18 protein-coding genes are annotated in these 16,425 nt (G+C 69.5%); 13 read left to right on the top strand and 5 right to left on the bottom strand.

Features of this window, described 5'->3' with window-relative positions:
* Positions 1 to 52 precede the first annotated feature (52 nt).
* Complete coding sequence (locus SGRAN_RS04000) at positions 53 to 481, top strand: addiction module antidote protein (protein WP_067105322.1); 429 nt, start codon at positions 53 to 55, stop codon at positions 479 to 481.
* A 276-nt stretch (positions 482 to 757) separates the two neighbouring features.
* Here the strand turns inward: SGRAN_RS04000 and SGRAN_RS03995 are convergent, their stop codons facing one another.
* On the bottom strand, positions 758 to 3,649 hold the full coding sequence (locus SGRAN_RS03995) for a M16 family metallopeptidase (protein WP_067180781.1): 2,892 nt from the start codon (positions 3,647 to 3,649) through the stop codon (positions 758 to 760).
* A gap of 100 nt (positions 3,650 to 3,749) precedes the next feature.
* The gene (gene purC / locus SGRAN_RS03990; RefSeq protein ID WP_067105320.1) at positions 3,750 to 4,526 is read right to left on the bottom strand and encodes a phosphoribosylaminoimidazolesuccinocarboxamide synthase; all 777 of its coding nucleotides are present in this window, start codon (positions 4,524 to 4,526) and stop codon (positions 3,750 to 3,752) included.
* 386 nt (positions 4,527 to 4,912) lie between these two features.
* On the opposite strand from purC, the gene SGRAN_RS03985 reads away from it, so the two are divergent.
* Complete coding sequence (locus tag SGRAN_RS03985) at positions 4,913 to 5,836, top strand: crotonase/enoyl-CoA hydratase family protein (protein WP_067180778.1); 924 nt, start codon at positions 4,913 to 4,915, stop codon at positions 5,834 to 5,836.
* A 136-nt stretch (positions 5,837 to 5,972) separates the two neighbouring features.
* On the opposite strand, the gene SGRAN_RS03980 is transcribed toward SGRAN_RS03985, so the two are convergent.
* Both SGRAN_RS03980 and SGRAN_RS03975 read right to left on the bottom strand, forming a co-directional pair.
* Complete coding sequence (locus SGRAN_RS03980) at positions 5,973 to 6,380, bottom strand: DUF1801 domain-containing protein (protein WP_067180775.1); 408 nt, start codon at positions 6,378 to 6,380, stop codon at positions 5,973 to 5,975.
* Positions 6,381 to 6,389: 9 nt separating this feature from the next.
* The gene (locus SGRAN_RS03975; protein ID WP_067180772.1) at positions 6,390 to 7,514 is read right to left on the bottom strand and encodes a DUF3667 domain-containing protein; all 1,125 of its coding nucleotides are present in this window, start codon (positions 7,512 to 7,514) and stop codon (positions 6,390 to 6,392) included.
* A gap of 77 nt (positions 7,515 to 7,591) precedes the next feature.
* On the opposite strand from SGRAN_RS03975, the gene SGRAN_RS03970 reads away from it, so the two are divergent.
* The 11 genes from SGRAN_RS03970 to SGRAN_RS03920 all read left to right on the top strand — a co-directional run bounded on the left by SGRAN_RS03970 (position 7,592) and on the right by SGRAN_RS03920 (position 15,469).
* On the top strand, positions 7,592 to 8,875 hold the full coding sequence (locus tag SGRAN_RS03970) for a glutamate-5-semialdehyde dehydrogenase (RefSeq protein ID WP_067180770.1): 1,284 nt from the start codon (positions 7,592 to 7,594) through the stop codon (positions 8,873 to 8,875).
* A gap of 31 nt (positions 8,876 to 8,906) precedes the next feature.
* Positions 8,907 to 9,161, top strand: a complete 255-nt coding sequence (locus SGRAN_RS03965; RefSeq protein WP_067180767.1) for a CopG family ribbon-helix-helix protein — start codon at positions 8,907 to 8,909, stop codon at positions 9,159 to 9,161.
* Positions 9,161 to 9,439 carry a type II toxin-antitoxin system RelE/ParE family toxin gene (locus SGRAN_RS03960; RefSeq protein ID WP_067180764.1) on the top strand — a complete coding sequence of 93 codons (279 nt, stop codon included), beginning with the start codon at positions 9,161 to 9,163 and terminating at the stop codon, positions 9,437 to 9,439. Before SGRAN_RS03965 ends, SGRAN_RS03960 begins: the two co-directional genes overlap by 1 nt.
* Complete coding sequence (locus tag SGRAN_RS03955) at positions 9,436 to 10,089, top strand: nicotinate-nucleotide adenylyltransferase (RefSeq protein ID WP_067180761.1); 654 nt, start codon at positions 9,436 to 9,438, stop codon at positions 10,087 to 10,089. The genes SGRAN_RS03960 and SGRAN_RS03955 overlap by 4 nt, the downstream gene beginning before the upstream one ends.
* Entirely contained in the window at positions 10,086 to 10,496 is a 411-nt protein-coding gene (gene rsfS / locus SGRAN_RS03950) for a ribosome silencing factor (protein ID WP_148650791.1), read from the top strand. The genes SGRAN_RS03955 and rsfS overlap by 4 nt, the downstream gene beginning before the upstream one ends.
* A 144-nt stretch (positions 10,497 to 10,640) precedes the next feature.
* Positions 10,641 to 11,069, top strand: coding sequence for a 23S rRNA (pseudouridine(1915)-N(3))-methyltransferase RlmH (locus tag SGRAN_RS03945; RefSeq protein ID WP_067180758.1), 429 nt, complete (start codon positions 10,641 to 10,643; stop codon positions 11,067 to 11,069).
* Positions 11,066 to 12,280, top strand: a complete 1,215-nt coding sequence (locus SGRAN_RS03940; RefSeq protein WP_067180754.1) for a murein hydrolase activator EnvC family protein — start codon at positions 11,066 to 11,068, stop codon at positions 12,278 to 12,280. The genes SGRAN_RS03945 and SGRAN_RS03940 overlap by 4 nt, the downstream gene beginning before the upstream one ends.
* Before the next feature lie 86 nt (positions 12,281 to 12,366).
* Complete coding sequence (locus SGRAN_RS03935) at positions 12,367 to 13,755, top strand: S41 family peptidase (protein WP_067180751.1); 1,389 nt, start codon at positions 12,367 to 12,369, stop codon at positions 13,753 to 13,755.
* Between the two features lie 21 nt (positions 13,756 to 13,776).
* A complete protein-coding gene (locus SGRAN_RS03930; RefSeq protein ID WP_067180747.1) occupies positions 13,777 to 14,259 on the top strand; it encodes a disulfide bond formation protein B in 483 nt (160 codons plus the stop codon).
* 26 nt (positions 14,260 to 14,285) lie between these two features.
* The gene (locus tag SGRAN_RS03925; protein ID WP_210434197.1) at positions 14,286 to 14,777 is read left to right on the top strand and encodes a demethoxyubiquinone hydroxylase family protein; all 492 of its coding nucleotides are present in this window, start codon (positions 14,286 to 14,288) and stop codon (positions 14,775 to 14,777) included.
* 77 nt (positions 14,778 to 14,854) lie between these two features.
* Positions 14,855 to 15,469: a hypothetical protein gene (locus SGRAN_RS03920; protein ID WP_067180741.1), complete on the top strand. Its 615-nt coding sequence runs from the start codon at positions 14,855 to 14,857 to the stop codon at positions 15,467 to 15,469.
* Positions 15,470 to 15,862: 393 nt separating this feature from the next.
* Here the strand turns inward: SGRAN_RS03920 and SGRAN_RS03915 are convergent, their stop codons facing one another.
* Complete coding sequence (locus SGRAN_RS03915) at positions 15,863 to 16,420, bottom strand: DUF937 domain-containing protein (protein ID WP_067186871.1); 558 nt, start codon at positions 16,418 to 16,420, stop codon at positions 15,863 to 15,865.
* Positions 16,421 to 16,425: the final 5 nt, after the last annotated feature.

The raw sequence follows: 16,425 nt of genomic DNA, 5'->3' as shown, positions 1-16,425 counted from the left end.
TTCGGACCCGGCGGGAGGACTGCAAGGCGACCGGGCCGCGACGGGAGGCACCATGGAAAGCAGCACGCTGGTTCGCCGGCTTACCGCGCAACCGCTGGTCCGCGACCTGCCCGTCGACGCCGCGCAGGCCGTGCTCGCGCTGCGCTATTGCATTCTCTGCCGCCGCAGCGAGCGCGATCCGATGCCCGAACTCGAACGGCGCTGGGGCAATGTGCTCGCCGCGCGGCGCTATCGGCTGGTGGTCGAGGCGATCGGCCAGATCTGGCCCGATCCCTTCGCGGTCGCCCCGCCCTGCTGTCCGCGCGTCAGCTTCGATGAGGCGCTGCTCGCAACGATGATCGGCGCCGTGGCGCGCGGCAACCGCGCGCAGTTCGACTGGCTGAGCGGCGAGATGCTCGGCGGCGACGCCCGCGAGATGCTGTTCGTCGCACTCGGCAATTTCCTGCGCGCCAGAGCGCCGGGAAGCGTCGGGGGAGGCTGAAACGACCTCTCCTGCCGCTTGCAGGCGGGGCAGCGAGAATTGCAACTGCGTTCTCTACCCGCAGCGGAGTGGGCAGACGCAAAGGGCGTACAAACCCTTCACACACGCAAGGGCCTGTTCCCCGGCGAAAGCCGGGGTCCATGCGAGGCAGCACTATGCCATCTGGACCCCGGCTTTCGCCGGGGAGCATTTGGGGTGCTCACCGGCGCAAAGTCGCTGGCCCACCCCCGCCCCCTCCCGCAGGCGGGAGGGGGCGAGATACCGGCCTCCTTCCGATCAGGACCCCGCCTTGTCACTCATCGCCCGGATCACCAGCGCCTTGTCGTCGACCAGATAACGCCGCGCGAGCGCCTGCAGCTCGGCGGGGGTCGCGGCCTCGACTTCCGCGATCCCGTTGCGGCTGCGGTCGAGGCGGTCGGCGCGGCTCGTCGCCTCGGCGACATAGGCGAGCCAATAGCTGTTCTCACGCCGCGCCTTGGTCATCGCCTCGACCAGCGGACGGCGCGCGCGGTCGAGCATGTCGGCGTCGACCGGCGTGTCGCGCAGCGCCTTCGCGATGGCGAAGATCGCGGCGCGCGTCGTCGCGAGATCCTTGAAATCGACGTTGCCGGCCGCGACCAGATAGCCGAATCCCGGATATTCGTCCGACAGGCTGGCGCCGGCCCCCGGGCTGTAGGTCTCGCCCAGCCGCTCGCGAAGCTCCTCGACCAGTTCGAGCTGCATCACGCGCGCGAGCAGGTTGAGCCGCATCGCCTCGGCCAGGTCGCTGTCGTCGCGGGCGGGCCAATAGACGCGCAGCTCGGCCTGCTCGGCGGGGCCCTTGTGGATCAGCGTGCGTTCGCTGCGGTCGGTGGCGAAATGCCGCACTCGCGCCTCCGTGCGCGGATCGAAGCCGGCGCGGCGATCGGGCAACGCGCCGAAAGTCGCCGCGATCGCGTCGATCGCCGCCTGTTCGTCGATGTCGCCGACGACGCCGATCTCGATCGCACCGTGGGCCAGGCTGTCGGCGATCGCGGGTTCGAGTTGCGACCAGTCGAGCGTCATCAGCCGGTCGAGCGGAGGCGTCTGCGCACGCGGATCGTCGTCGGCGACGATGCCCGCGGCGTCGCGCGCGAGCACCGCCGCGGCGGTCGCGTCATTCGCGGCATATTGCTGCGGCAGGTAGCGGCGGATCAGCGCGAGCCCATCGGCGCGATAGCCGGGATGTGTCACGAAAGCCGCCATCAACTCCGCCTGCAGCGCGAAATCCTCCGCTGAGGTCAGCGCGCTGCCGCCGAAGGCGTCGGTGCCGCTGCCGAAGCTGGGACTGACCGTCCGGCCGGCGAGGATGCTGCGCAGTTCGTCGAGGCTGTGCGCGGCGAGCCCGCCGAGCGAGAGCGACCCGGCAAGCGCCACCTTCGTCGGGTCGTCGCGCGTCGCGAGCAGGTCGCCGCCGTCGACGCGCACCGACAGGTAGACGCGGTCCTTCTGGAAATCGGTCCGCTTGATGTTCAGCATCACATGGTTGGCGAAGCGGACGCGGCGGATGCCGAGGTCCTCGACGCGGTCGTCGGCGACCACCGTCCCCGGCGTGCCGAAATGCTGATAGGCGAAGGCGGCGGTCGCCGCCTCGGCCGGCGGGGCCACCGCGACCTGCTGCGAGGCGCGCAGGTCGGCGAGGATCGCGTCGGTTCCCCCCTCGATCGCCGTCTTCGACGTCACGCGCGCGAGCGGCGCGCTCATCCCCGCGACGCGCCCCCGGAAGGCGTCGGCGACCGCCGCGGCCGACAGCGTCGGCGCGACCTGTTCGAACAAGGCCTGTGAGGTTTCGGGGCGGACGAAGACGAAGTCGCCCTTCGCCGCCTTGACCAGCGTGTCGGCGAGCGTCGTGCTGCGCCGCGTGTCGACCCCGGCTACCGCGTTGCGCAGCGCGGTGCGGCGAATCGCGACCTGTTCGTCGACCTCGGCCTGGGTGAAGCCGTGCTCGACCGCGCGGCGATATTCCTGTTCGAGGATAGCGAGCGCCTCGCGCCACGCGCCTTCCTTCGCGACCGCGCTCAGCGTGATCTGGTCGAAGACCTTCCAGCCCGCCGCCTCGCTGAACGAGCCGCCGACGATCGGCGAATCCTCGCGCAGCGCGATCTTCGACAGCCGGCGGCCGACGATCGCCTCGCCGACCGATTCGGCGAGCGAGCGGGCACGCTTCGCCCGCGTATCGGCCTCTTCGACCCACGGCTTGAACATCGCCAGCGTCACGGTATCGGCGACCGCCGGGTCGACGAAATCGTCGGCGGCGGACGGCCGCGCATAGTCGATCGTGCCGATATCAGGATCGGGCCCGGCGGGGCCGCGCCCCGCCCAGTCCGAAAAGCGCGCCTCGATCTTCGCCGCGACCGCCGCCGGGTCGAAATCGCCGACCATCACCAGCGTCGCGCGCTCGGGCCGGTAATAGCGGTCGTAGAGGTCGCGGATGCGCGCCGCGGTGGCGGTGCGGATTACCGCCTCGGTTCCGATCGGGAAGCGGTCGGCGATCGTCATGCCCGGCGCGAGGAAGGCGAAATGATCGAGCGTGTTGCGCCGCTGGTAATTGTCGCCGGCGCGCCGTTCGGACTGGATGACGCCGCGTTCGCGGTCGACCGCCGCCGGATCGATCGTCAGTTCGCTCGCCGTCTCGCGCATCAGCATCAGCCCGGTGTCGATCAGGTCGTCCGAGGCGTCCGGCAGGTCGAGCTTGTAGATCGTCTCGTCGAACCCGGTAGAGGCGTTGGTGTCGGCGCCGAACGCCAGCCCCTTGCGCTCGAGCAGCTTGACCATCTCCCCCTCGGGCACATGGGTCGATCCGTTGAACGCCATATGCTCGAGGAAATGGGCGAGCCCGCGCTGGTCGTCGGCCTCGGCGAAGCTGCCGACGTCGAAGCGCAGGCGCATCACGACGCTGCCCTTCGGCGTCGTGTTGCGGAGCAGCGCATATTTCATCCCGTTCGGCAGCACGCCGAAGACGATGTTCGGATCGACCGCTATGTCGCTCGCCGCGAAATTCCACGCGCGCGCGGCGTCGGTCTGCGGGTTGACGGCGGCGGCGGCGGGCGGCGCGCCATCGGCGCGCGCGAAAGTCGGCGGCGCAAGAGCAACAAGCAGGAGAAGGGGCGACAGCGCGGCCGAAGCGCGCCGGATCAGGCGAAGCGTCATGCGTCCGTTCTGGCCGCGATTTCCCGCCCGTCAAGCCGTGGAAGCGCCGGCCGCGCGATCCTTCGACGAACGGCGTCCGCCGCCCGCCGCGAACCGCGGACTATCCCTTTTTCTTGCGGTGGCTTTCCAGGTCGAGCACCGCGGTGTCGCCACCCTCGGGCATCAGCCCCAGCCGCCGCGCGACCTCCTGATACGCCTCGACCTCGCCGCCGAGGTCGCGGCGGAAGCGGTCCTTGTCGAGCTTCTCGTTCGTCGTCATGTCCCACAGGCGACAGCCGTCGGGGCTGATCTCGTCGGCCAGGATGATGCGACTGTAGTCGCCGTCCCACAGGCGCCCGAACTCCAGCTTGAAGTCGATCAGGCGGATGCCGACCGCCGCGAACATGCCGCTCATGAAATCGTTGATGCGGATCGCCAGGTCCTGGATGTCGTGCAGCTCGTCCTGGCTGCACCAGTTGAAGCAGGCGATATGCTCCTCCGCGACCAGCGGATCGCCGAGCGCGTCGTCCTTGAAGCAATATTCGATCAGCGTGCGGGGAAGTTGCGTCCCCTCCTCGATCCCCAGCCGCTTCGACAGCGAGCCCGCGGCGACGTTGCGGACGACGACCTCGATCGGCACAATCTCGACCTGGCGGATCAGCTGTTCGCGCATGTTGAGCCGGCGGATGAAGTGATGCGGCACGCCGATATTGCCGAGCAGCGTGAAGACATGCTCCGAAATCCGGTTGTTGAGCACGCCCTTGCCGTTGATCGTCCCGCGCTTCTGCGCGTTGAAAGCGGTCGCGTCGTCCTTGAAATACTGGATCAGCGTGCCCGGTTCGGGGCCTTCGTAGAGGATTTTCGCTTTGCCTTCGTAGATCTGGCGGCGACGGGCCATGGCGCAAACACTTTCTGCCGGAACCAAAAGAATGACCCCGGCGACAAGCGACTCAGGCGAGGCGCGGCGCCGGGGCGACGAGGCGGCCTATAGCGGCAAAGTCGCGGCGCGTCATCCCTCGCGTCGCCGGGGCGGAAAGGTGGAAGCAAGGCCGCATCCCGGTCCCTCACCACCCGACCCTGTCTGGCCTATGCGACCCTCGGGCTGGTCTCGCCCGTTCCCCGGCTTTCGCCGGGGAACGGTTCCTTGTCGAAGAAAAGGACGAGCCCGGTCTCGAACCGGCCGCGCAGGCAGGCTGCACGGGTTTACGCTTACGTCCACGTCAACTAGCGCTTGCCTTCACCCGTCCTGCTTGCAACCATGTCCCGAGCCCCAAGGAGAGTGATATGAGCTTCGACCAGATTCGCCTCGACAAGCAGGACGGTATCGCGCTGCTGACGCTGCACCGGCCCGACCGGATGAACGCCTTCACCACCCAGATGATGCTGGAGATCGTCGCCGCGCTCGACGAGTGCGACGCCGACGACGCGGTGCGCGCGGTGATCTTCACCGGGTCGGGCGACCGCGCCTATTGCGCGGGGGCCGACCTCGGCCAGGGGGCCGCGACCTTCGATTACGACAAGCGCACCGACAAGGCGGCGACGCTGCCCGACGGGGTGGCGGCAAGCCCCGTCGCCGAAGACGGCACGATCGACTGGTCGCACCCGCTGATCCGCGATTCGGGCGGGCGCGTGTCGATGCGCATCTTCGACAGCAGGAAGCCGGTGCTCGGCGCGATCAACGGCGCCGCGGTCGGCATCGGCGCGACGATGACGCTGGCGATGGATGCGCGCCTCGCCAGCGAGACGGCGCGCTACGGCTTCGTTTTCGCGCGGCGCGGCATTGTGCCCGAAGCCGCATCGAGCTGGTTTCTGCCGCGCCTCGTCGGCATCCAGACCGCGGTCGACTGGTGCTTTTCGGGCCGGCTGATCGATGCCGCAGAGGCGCGGGAGAAGGGGCTGGTCCAGTCGGTCCACGCGCCCGGCGACCTGATCGACGCCGCGATCGCCAAGGCCCGCGAGATGACCGCCGACAGTGCGCCGGTATCGGTTGCGCTGACCCGTCACATGCTGTGGCGCATGCTCGGCGCGCCGCACCCGATGAGCGCGCACCGCTGGGACAGCCGCGCCATCTTCGCGCGCGGCCGCAGCCCCGACGCGGCCGAAGGCGTGACCAGCTTCCTCGAAAAGCGCCCGCCGAACTTCACCGCCAGTGTCGCGAACGACTATCCGTGGTTCGCCGAGTTCGAGGACGCGCCGCCGTATAGCTAGATGCGGTTGGAAGGCCTCGTCATTGCAAGCGGCGCGCCGCGCGGCAATCCAGAGTGAGCGGGAGCCGCCCTGCTCGCAATGACGAACCGGTCAATCCAAAGCCATCGAAGTCCGGGCCTTGCCCACCGGTCGACTATTACCCCCGCGGTTTCTTCACCGCATTGGCGGCCACGGCCTCGCGCACCAGCGCCCTGAACGCCGCCGCGTCGATCGAATCGCCCTCGAACAGGTCGATCGCGCGGCGCGTATTCCCGTCGAGGCTGGCGTTGAACAGCCGCGCCGGATCGTCGAGCGATGCCCCCTTCGCGAAGGTCAGCTTGACCTTGTCCTTATAGACTTCGCCGGTGCACAGGATGCCGCCGCGCTCCCACACCGGCACGCCGAGCGGGTTCGACGGCTTGCGCCATTTCACCGTTTCGATCACCTCGGGCTCTGCTTCGGCAATCAGGGTGCGCATGCGCGCCAACGTCGCGCCGCGCCAGCCGCCGAGGGCGGCGATCCGGGCGTCGATCAGATCCGACGCGCTGCTGTCCTCATTCTCCATGCCCCGATCCTAGCCCATCAGCCCGAGCGCGAGCAGCAGGAAAATGAAGTTGATCGCCGCGAACAGGCTGAAGAAGAGCAGCAGCGCCGTGCGCAGGAGCGCGCCGGCGGTCGGCAGGCGATAGGCGCCGCGAAGCTGCCGATACATGTGGAAGGGCAGATAGAGCATCGCGCCGAGCGTCGCGACCTCGCCGATCAGCGTCAGGTTGAGCAGCCGCACGACAACGAACAGCAGCAGCACGAAGCTGATCGAATAGGTCACGAAGACGAAATGATCGTACATGTGGAAGCGGCGACTGAACGGGAACAGCGTCCACATGAAGGGCAGCGACAGCGGGATTAGCGCCCAGGCGAACTTGTAGGCATTAGCCTGCAATTTGTAGAAGAGCAGCCCAGGGTTCGCGATCGCCTTATCCAGGCCGTGATCGATGGCAGGAATCCCGGTATCGGCTTTCGTACGCGTCGCGAAACTTGCGCTGGTCGCGACCTGCTGCACCGGATCGGCGAGGACGGGCGGGCCGGCCGCGCGCTCCTCGCGGGTCAGGCTGCGCGCCACGCCCAGATAGTCGGCGCTTTTCTGGAGCGTGTCGCGTTCGCTCTCCAGCTTCCGCCGTTCGGCGGCGGGCAGGCTCTTGTCCGCGAGGCGCGTCTCGACCCGTTCGACCTCGTCCTGCAAGCTCGACCGGATCGCGTTGGAGCGCGTCTGTTCGGCGGCCGCGCGCGCGATCTCCTCACCGACGCCGCCGCCCGCGCCGACCATCGACAGCACCGCATAGGTCAGGAAGACCGCGAACAGGAACAGCGCGAGCGGCGAGATGAAGCGCGCGCGCTCGCCGTGGATATAGCGGCGCGTCAGGTCACCCGGCTGCCAGGCGAGCAAAGGCAGCGTGTTCCACAGCTTGCCCTCGAAATGAAAGATGGCGTGGACGAGATCGTGTCCGATCGCGCCGAAGCTGCGGTGGACGTCGGCCTTCTGCCCGCAGCGATGGCAATGCGACCCGACGAGCGTCGTGCCGCAATTGAGGCAGCGCGTGCCTTCGTGACCGCCGCCTGCGCCGCCGTGCCGCGGCTCGACCGCGCGGCTCGCCAGCCCCGCCGTCACCGCCGCCCCGATGCCTTCGATATCCCCGCTCATCGCGCCTTCGTAGCAGCGCAGGCGGGCGGCGCAACGGGGCTTTCACCGCCGCGCCAAAGCGTGATAGGAGCCGCGCGATGACCGCCGAAGCCCCGAAATCCCCGCCCTTCGCCGATGCCGACGCGCTGGTCGTCGCCTTGGGCACGCGCGCGCGCGCTGCGGCGAAGCGGCTCGCCGCCGCGACGACCGGCGCCAAGGCCGCCGCGCTGCGCGCCGCCGCGCGGCAATTGCGCGCGCAGGCGCCCGCGATCCTCGACGCCAATGCGCGCGACATGGCGGCGGGCGCGGCGGGCGGTCTCGGCCCGGCAATGCTCGACCGGCTGCGGCTCGATGCCACGCGGCTCGGCGCAATCGCCGACGCGGTCGAGGCGGTGGCCGCGCTGCCCGACCCGGTCGGGGCCGAGATCGACCGCACCGAACGACCCAATGGGCTGGTGCTCAGCCGGGTGCGCGTACCGCTGGGAGTCGTCGGCATCATCTATGAAAGCCGCCCCAACGTCACCGCCGACGCCGCCGCGCTCGGCCTGATGGCGGGCAATGCCGTGATCCTGCGCGGCGGCAGCGAGGCGGCACATTCGAACCGCGCAATTCATGCGGCGCTCGCCGCTGGCCTTTCCGAAAGCGGCCTGCCCGAAGACGCGGTGCAACTCGTCCCGACACAGGACCGTGCGGCGGTCGGCGCGCTGTTGCGCGCGCAGGGGTTGATCGACATCATCATCCCGCGCGGCGGCAAGGGGCTCGTCGCCCGCGTGCAGGACGAGGCGCGCGTCCCGGTCCTCGCCCACCTCGACGGGATCAACCATCTCTACATCGACGCCGCCGCCGATCCGGCGCAGGCGGTCGAGCTGGCGGTCAATGCCAAGATGCGCCGCACCGGCATCTGCGGCGCGACCGAGACGATCCTGATCGACCGCGCCTATCCGGCGCCGCTCGCCATCGTCGACGCGCTGGTCCGCGCGGGCTGCGAGGTGCGCGGCGACGCCCGCATCGCGGCGCTCAGCCCGCATATCGCGCGCGCGGAGGCCGGCGACTGGGACTGCGAATATCTCGACGCGATCGTCTCGATCGCGACGGTCGACGGCCTCGACGGCGCGCTCGCGCATATCGACGCGCATTCGAGCCATCACACCGACGCGATCGTCACCGAGGACGCGGCAACCGCCGAGCGCTTCCTGTCCGCAGTCGACAGCGCGATCGTCATGCACAATGCCTCGACCCAGTTCGCCGACGGCGGCGAATTCGGCCTCGGCGCCGAAATCGGCATCGCGACGGGGCGGCTGCACGCAAGGGGCCCGGTGGCGCTCGAAGGCCTCACCACCTATAAATGGCTGGTGCGAGGGAGCGGCCAGACGCGCCCTTGAATCATTTGTATACAAATGATACATTGCTGCAATGACCAAGCAGACTGTCATTTCCGCACGCGTCGACGAGGCAATGCTGGATGACCTCGACCGGATCGCGGCATTTCACGACCGCAGCCGGGCCTGGGTGATTGCGCGCCTGCTGCAGCAAGCGGTGGCGCACGAGCTGGAGTATGTCGAACTGGTCGAACCGGCGCTCGAGGATGTGGCCGCCGGTCGCTTGATTCCCCATGAAGAGGTGATGGCCGACATCAAGGCCAGACTGGCCGCGCGCAAAGCGGCCTGATGCGCCTTCACTGGACGCCGCACGCCCGCGAAGACCTTTTCCGGCTGGCCGAATCGACCGGCGATCCCGGCTCCGAAACCGCCCTGCTGCGCGGCGCCGTCGCCGCAACCGAACAATTGCAGGCGCATCCCCGGGTCGGCCCCGCCATCGACAGCAGCCGCATCCGCAAATGGCCGATCGCCGGCACGCCCTGCCTGATCCTTTACATGGTTCGCGAAGACGCGATCCTGCTGCTTCGCATCGTCCACAATCGCAGCGACTGGCAGTCGCTGGCATGATCCGCACCGGCCTCCTCGGCGGCAGCTTCAATCCCGCGCACGGCGGGCATCGCGCGATCAGCCTGAACGCGATCGACGCGCTCGGGCTTGACGACCTGTGGTGGCTGGTGTCGCCCGGCAATCCGCTGAAGGATGCGAAAGGCATGGCGCCGCTTCCGGCCCGTCTCGCCTCGGCGCAGCGCATGGCCCGCCGCTCGCCGATCCGCGCCACCGGACTCGAGGCCGAACTTGGCACGCGCTACACCGTCGACACGCTCCGAAAGCTCGTCCGCCGCTATCCGAACCGGCGCTTCATCTGGATCATGGGGGCCGACAATCTGGCCCAGTTGCCCCGCTGGCGCGACTGGCGCGACATCGCGCGACTGATGCCGATTGCGGTGGTCGCGCGCCCGGGCTATAATGGTCGCACCCACGCCGCGCAGGCGATGGGCTGGCTGCGGCGCTTCGTCCGGCCCGCAGGCCAGAAGCTTCATTGGACGGACTGGAGACCGCCTGCCCTCGTGTTCCTGCGATTTTCGCCCGATGTGCGATCCGCAACTGCGATACGGCAGGCCGACCCCCGCTGGTTCGAACGTCATGAAGGCCGCGCCCCGCGCGACCCGATCACCCGTTCGCGCCTCGGGGCCTCCGAAAGGAAAGGAACCGCTTGATAGCCGCCAGCAAGGATGCCGCGCCCGGCGCCGCACCCGCTCCCCAGCCTTCGGGCGACAGCGTGGACGCACTCCACGCCCTGATCCTCCACCAGCTCGAAGAGGATCAGGCCCAGGACACCATCTCCATCCCGCTTGCCGGTAAGAGCAGCATCGCCGACCGTATGGTGATCGCCAGCGGCCGTTCGACGCGCCACGTCTCGGCGATCGCCGACAAGCTGGCGCAGCGCATCAAGCAGGAAGCGGGCCGCACCGTCCGCGTCGAGGGGCTGCCCAACGCCGACTGGGTGCTGATCGACGCCGGCGACGTGATCGTCCACCTGTTCCGGCCGGAGGTGCGGAGCTTCTACAACCTCGAACGCATGTGGTCGTTCGGCGACGCCCCACCCGCCGCCGCCGCGAATTGACCCTTTTGTTCCGTTCGGCCTAAAGTCCGAACGGGGGCGGCACCAGCCCGCTCCCCCTCCCGGCCTCCCATGGGCCTTGATCGTCAGGGAGGCCGGGAGGGGAGCGGGCTGGTGCCGCTTTCACCGAAGGTGAACGATAACGCCATGCTGCTGCACATCATCGCGCGCGGGCGCATCGGGCGCGGGCCCGAGGCCGAACTGGTCGAGCGTTACATGAAGCGCCTGACCTGGCCGCACCGGATTTCGGAACTGCCAGACACCGGCGGCCGCATGCCCGCCGCCGCCGCGGGCAGCCGCATCGTGCTGCTCGACGAGGGCGGCGAACAGATGGCGTCGCTCGAATTCGCCCGGCTGCTCGAAACATGGCGCGACGGCGGGGTGCGCGAGGCGCGCTTCTGCCTCGGCGCCGCCGACGGCTTCACGCCCGCGGAGCGGCAGGGCGCCGACAGGGTGATCGCCTTCGGCCGCGCGACCTGGCCGCACCTGATGGCGCGCGCGATGCTCGCCGAGCAATTGTGGCGCGCGACCAGCATCGTCGCGGGCCACCCCTATCATCGCGAGGGCCGGCAATGAGGCGGACGATCGCGCTGGCCGCAGGCTGCGCCGCGCTCGCGGGAGGCGCGCTGGCTCTCGCGCAGGGCGATGTCTTCGATCCGCAGGCGCTCGTCGCGCACGAACGGCAGCAGCTCGTGACCGCGAAGCAGCAATCGGCCGACGCGATGGCGCGCAGCAACGCGCTCGAGGCGCAGGCACGCGCTGCGCGGAGCGAGGCCGACCGCCTGAAGAAGCGCAGCGCGGCGCTCGCCGCGCGCATCCAGTCGGCAGAGGCCGACATCAGCGCCGGCGAAGCGCGCGTCGCGCTTGTCGGCCGCCGCCTCGCGGAGCGACAGGCCCGGCTCGCCGAACAGCAGCAGCCGCTGCTCGAACTGACCGCCACCTTGCAGCAGCTTTCGCGCCAGCCGCCGGTGAGCGTCCTCGCCCAGCCCGGATCGCTGACCGACATGGTCCACGCACGCGCGGTGCTCGACGCGGTGATGCCGGTGATCCGCCGTCGCACCGCCGGGGTGCGACACGAACTGGCGGAGCTTCAGACGACGCGGCGCCAGCAGCGCATCGCGCTTGACACGCTCTCCGAAAGCCGGGCGCAGCTCGCGACGCGCCGCGACGAACTGACCCGGCTCGAGAACGAGGGCCGGCTCCACGCGCGCGACCTGATGAGCAGCGCACGGCTGGAGGCCGACCGCGCGCTCGGGCTGGGCGAGAAGGCACGCGACATCGTCGAACTGATGGACGCGCTCGAAGCCGACGGGCTGGTGCGCGCCGAGCTGGCGCAGTTGGCCGGCCCCCTGCCGCGTCCGCGCGACCCGGCAAGCGCCGCTCCGGCCGCCGCATCGCCGCCTGCCAGCGATGCCTCGCTGAGCGACGGCGCCTATCGCCTGCCCGTCGTCGGCCGCATCGTCGCAGGGCTGGGCGAGGTCAATGACAGCGGCGTCCGCTCGCGCGGGCTGACCATCGCGGCGCAGCCCGGCGGACAGGTCGTCGCGCCCGCCGCGGGGCATGTCGGCTTCGCCGGCGACTACAAGGGCTATGGCAAGATCGTCATCATCGATCACGGCGGCGGCTGGACCTCGCTGATCACGGGGATGATCGCGCTGTCGGTCGGCGTCGGCGATACGCTGGGCGCCGGGGCACCGGTCGGCCGCGCCGGGTCCGACGACGCCCGCATCACCGTGGAGCTGCGCCGCGCCGGGCGCCCGGTGGACATCGTCGCGATGATCGGGTGACCGCGCATCGCCTCCAGAAAGGCATAGGCGGATGGCGCCGCGGCCATTATAAGGCAAAGTCACGCCTGCGCGATTGAAAGACGACCATGACCGAATCGACCAAGCCTTCTCCCTCCTCCCGGCGCCGCTTCGCCCTGTGGCAGGGGGCGGCCGCGCTCAGCACGCTGGCGCTCGTCCCGCTCGCTACCGGCGCGATGGCGAGCGTCGACGCCTCGACGCAGGAAGAGATTGCCCGCTTCATGGACGTCTTCCTCGAAGTGAAATCCAACTATGTCGAACCGGTCAGCGACGACAAGCTGATCGAGGGCGCGATCAACGGCATGCTCGCCAGCCTCGATCCGCACTCGGGCTATCTCGATGCGCGCGGCTTCTCCAACCTTCGCACCCAGACCGATGGCGAATATGGCGGCCTCGGTCTGTCGGTGACGATGGAGGACGGCGTGGTGAAGGTGATCGCGCCGACCGCCGATACGCCCGCCGCGCGTGCCGGGATCAAGGCCGGCGACTATATCACGCACATCAACAAGGAACTGATCTTCGGCCTGACGCTCGACGAGGCGGTCGAACAGATGCGCGGCCGCCCCGGCACCCAGATCGAGATCACCGTGGTGCGCGAGGGGCAGGACAAGCCGATGGAGCTGACGCTGACGCGCGAGATCATCGACCTGAAACCCGTGAAGTGGGAGGTGAAGGACGACGTCGGGGTGCTGACCGTCACCAACTTCTCGGCCGATGCGACCCGCGACCTCAAGGCGGCGATGCTCGCGGTCGAGAAATCCTTGGGCCGCAAGCCGCGCGGCTGGGTGCTCGACCTGCGCTCGAACCCCGGCGGGCTGCTCGACGAGGCGGTCGGGATCAGCGACATCTTCCTCGAACGCGGCGAGATCGTGTCGCAGCGCGGCCGCAAGAAGAGCGACATCGAACGCTATTTCGCCGAGCCGGGCGACCTCGCGCAGGGCGCGCCGGTGATCGTGCTGATCGACGCGGGGTCGGCCTCGGCGTCGGAGATCGTCGCGGGCGCGCTGCAGGACCAGCACCGCGCGCTCGTCATGGGCGAGCGCAGCTTCGGCAAGGGATCGGTGCAGACGGTGCTGCCGCTGACCGACACGACCGCGCTGCGCCTGACCACCGCGCGCTATTACACGCCGTCGGGGCGCAGCGTGCAGGAAGGCGGCATCGAGCCCGACATCCGCGTGCCGCAGCTTTCGGACCCCGATTACAAGAACCGCCCGCGCTTCCGCGAAAGCGACCTGCGCCGCCACCTGATCAACGAGAAGAAGGTCGACGACGGCCTGCTCGAAAAGGACGAAAAGGACGATCCGCGCTTCGCCGCGACCGCCGAGGAGCTGAAGGCGAAGGGCATTGAGGATTATCAGCTCCACTATGCGCTGCAGACGATCGGCCGCATCGGCCCGGCGACGCCGCAGATGGCGCAGGGCAAGGCGCCCGCCGCCCGGCCGGCGCGGCGCAACTGATCCGCAGTCGGGGGGCCAGCCATGCCGAACAACCGCTACGCCGCGCCGCTCCTCGCGCTGATCGCGCCGCTGCTCCTCTATGGCGGCGCGCTGGTGTCGCAATATGGCTTCGGCCTCCACCCGTGCGAGATGTGCTATTGGCAGCGCTGGCCGCACCAGGTGGCGATGGTGCTGGCGGCGCTCGCGCTGCTGCTGCGCCGCAGCGACGCCGTGATGCGCGCGCTGACGCTGCTTTCCGCCGTCGCCATCGCGGTCAGCGGCGCGATCGGCGTCTTCCACGCCGGGGTCGAATACGGCCTGTGGGAAGGGCTGACGACGTGCAGCACCGCGGCGACCGGCCCGGTCTCGCTCGACAGCATCCTGGCGGCGCCGATCACCCGCTGCGACGTGCCGCAATGGACGCTGTTCGGCGTCTCGCTCGCGGGGTTCAACGCGATCTTCTCCTTCGCCGCCGCCGCGCTCGTCTTGACCTTGCTGCGCCGCCGGCCCACATCGGCGGCATGATGAAGGCGGACCGAAAGACGGCGTCGATGATCCGGGTCGACCAGGCGGGCGAATATGGTGCGACGCGCATCTACGCCGGCCAGCTCGCGGTGATGGGCGACCGGCATCCGATGGCGCGCGAGATCGCGCACATGGCCGAGCAGGAGGAGCGGCACCGCGCTTTCTTCGACGGACTGATCGCGCGCCGCGGCGTGCGGCCGACCGCGCTTCAGCCGCTGTGGAACGTCGCGGGCTTCGCGCTGGGCGCCGCGACCGCCGCGATGGGGCCCCGCGCGGCGATGGCGTGCACCGCGGCGGTGGAGACCGAGATCGACCGCCACTATCGCGAACAGATCGCCGAGCTGGGCGACAGCGACCCCGAACTGGGCGACGCGGTCGCCGAGTTCCGTGCCGAGGAGCTGGAGCACCGCGACGCCGCGCTGGCCGCGGGCGCCGAAAGCGCGCCGGGCTATCCGCTGCTCAGCTTCGCGATCCGCGCCGGCTGCCGCGCCGCCATCGCGCTGGCGAAGCGCATCTGACGCGGTGCCCGGCGGTGGCGTTCAGGCCGCATGCAGGCTATCCATGGCAGTCCGTCCGGACAGATGAAGGAAAACCGATGACCCGCCTCCCCCTCTTCGCGCTGATCCTTGCCGCCGGCGCGGCCGCGGCGCCCGCGCAGGCGCAGGAAACCGTCGTCGACGGCGAAAAGATCAACCAGGTCATCGTCTATGGCGACGACAAGTGCGAGCAGAGCAGCCCCGACGAGATCGTCGTGTGCAGCCGCCTGCCCGAAACCGAGCGCTATCGCGTCCCGCAGATTTTCCGCGGCGGCAGCCCGCTCGACCCGCGCAACGAGGCGTGGGCGAACAAGGTGGTCGCGCTCGAACGCGTCGGCCGTTTCGGTACCGACAGCTGCTCGCCCACCGGCCTCGGCGGCTTCACCGGCTGCACCCAGCAACTCGTCGCCGGCGCCAAGGCCGAGCGCCGCGCCGCCGACAAGACCGACTGGCAGACGATGATCGCCGACGAACGCGCCAAGCGCATCGCCGGCATCGACGCCGCGGCGGACGAGGTCGAGGCGGCGGTCGTCGCCGAGGAAAAGGCGCTCGAGGAACGCCAGCGCGCCGCCGAGGAGCTCGAACGCCAGGCCAGCGGCGTTGCCCTCACGCCCGCAGCACCGACCCCGGACGATCCGAACGAAGAGCCGCTGCCCTCGCCCGGACCGCGATAGAGGCATTTCATCGAGTCGAATGGGGTTGAAACCGGGCGGAAATATCCAGAAATCCGCCTTGTTCTAAATCAAGCTCCCTCTTCCGGAGCGTCGATCATCTGACCTCCAAAGCCGAGTGCTCCTGCGCAGGCGGGAACCCGGAGCGGCTATAGCATGATGGTATGAGTTGGAATCGTCATTGCGAGGAGCGAAGCGACGCGGCAATCCAGAGCGTGCGCAAACCGCTCTGGATTGCTTCGCTCCGCTCGCAATGACAAATTGGGTCAGTCCAATGTCATCTCATTCTCTAGCCGAGGTCAGCGTCGCATGACTCCGGGTCCCCGCCTTCGCGGGGACACGGGGCATGGTTCATCCAAAGATGATCGCGCCCGACGAGAGACGGGCGGCCCGGCGCTACCCCTTCAGCTTGCCGGCCATGCCGAGGATGTCGTCGAGCGGGTTGCCGTCGCCGTTGCGGTCGATCAGCTTGCCGAGGCTGCCCAAAGCGCCCGATCCACCGCCACCGCCGATCAGGTCGCCCAGACCACCGCCGACGACTCCGCCGCCGCCCTTGGCGCCGCCCTGCTTCGCCATCGCGCCGGCGACCAGCATCGCGAGCAGCGGCAGCATCTTCTTGAGCAGCCCGGCATCGATCCCGGTCTGCCCGGCTGCGTGCCCGGCGACGGTGCGGCTGACGTCCTTCGACCCGAAGATCTGGCCCAAAATGTCGTTGCCCTGCCCGACCGGGGTCGGCTGTGACCCGAGCACCGCGTCGAGCAGGCCGCCGCCGCCCAGCCCGGCGATCAACCCGCCCAGCCCCTCGCCGCCGCCCTGCGCCTGCTTCTGGAAGCCGCCGAGGATCGCGGGCAGCAGCGCTTCGGCGCCCTGCTGCGCGATCGCGGGCGAAACGCCCAGTTCCTTCGCCATCGATTCGATGCCGCCGGCCTGGCCGAGGATGTCGCTGAGGTTCATGTCGT

It is taken from the genome of Sphingopyxis granuli (genome assembly GCF_001559015.1).
GTDB classification, from domain to species: domain Bacteria; phylum Pseudomonadota; class Alphaproteobacteria; order Sphingomonadales; family Sphingomonadaceae; genus Sphingopyxis; species Sphingopyxis granuli.
This window is presented reverse-complemented; position numbering and strand designations above follow the sequence as displayed.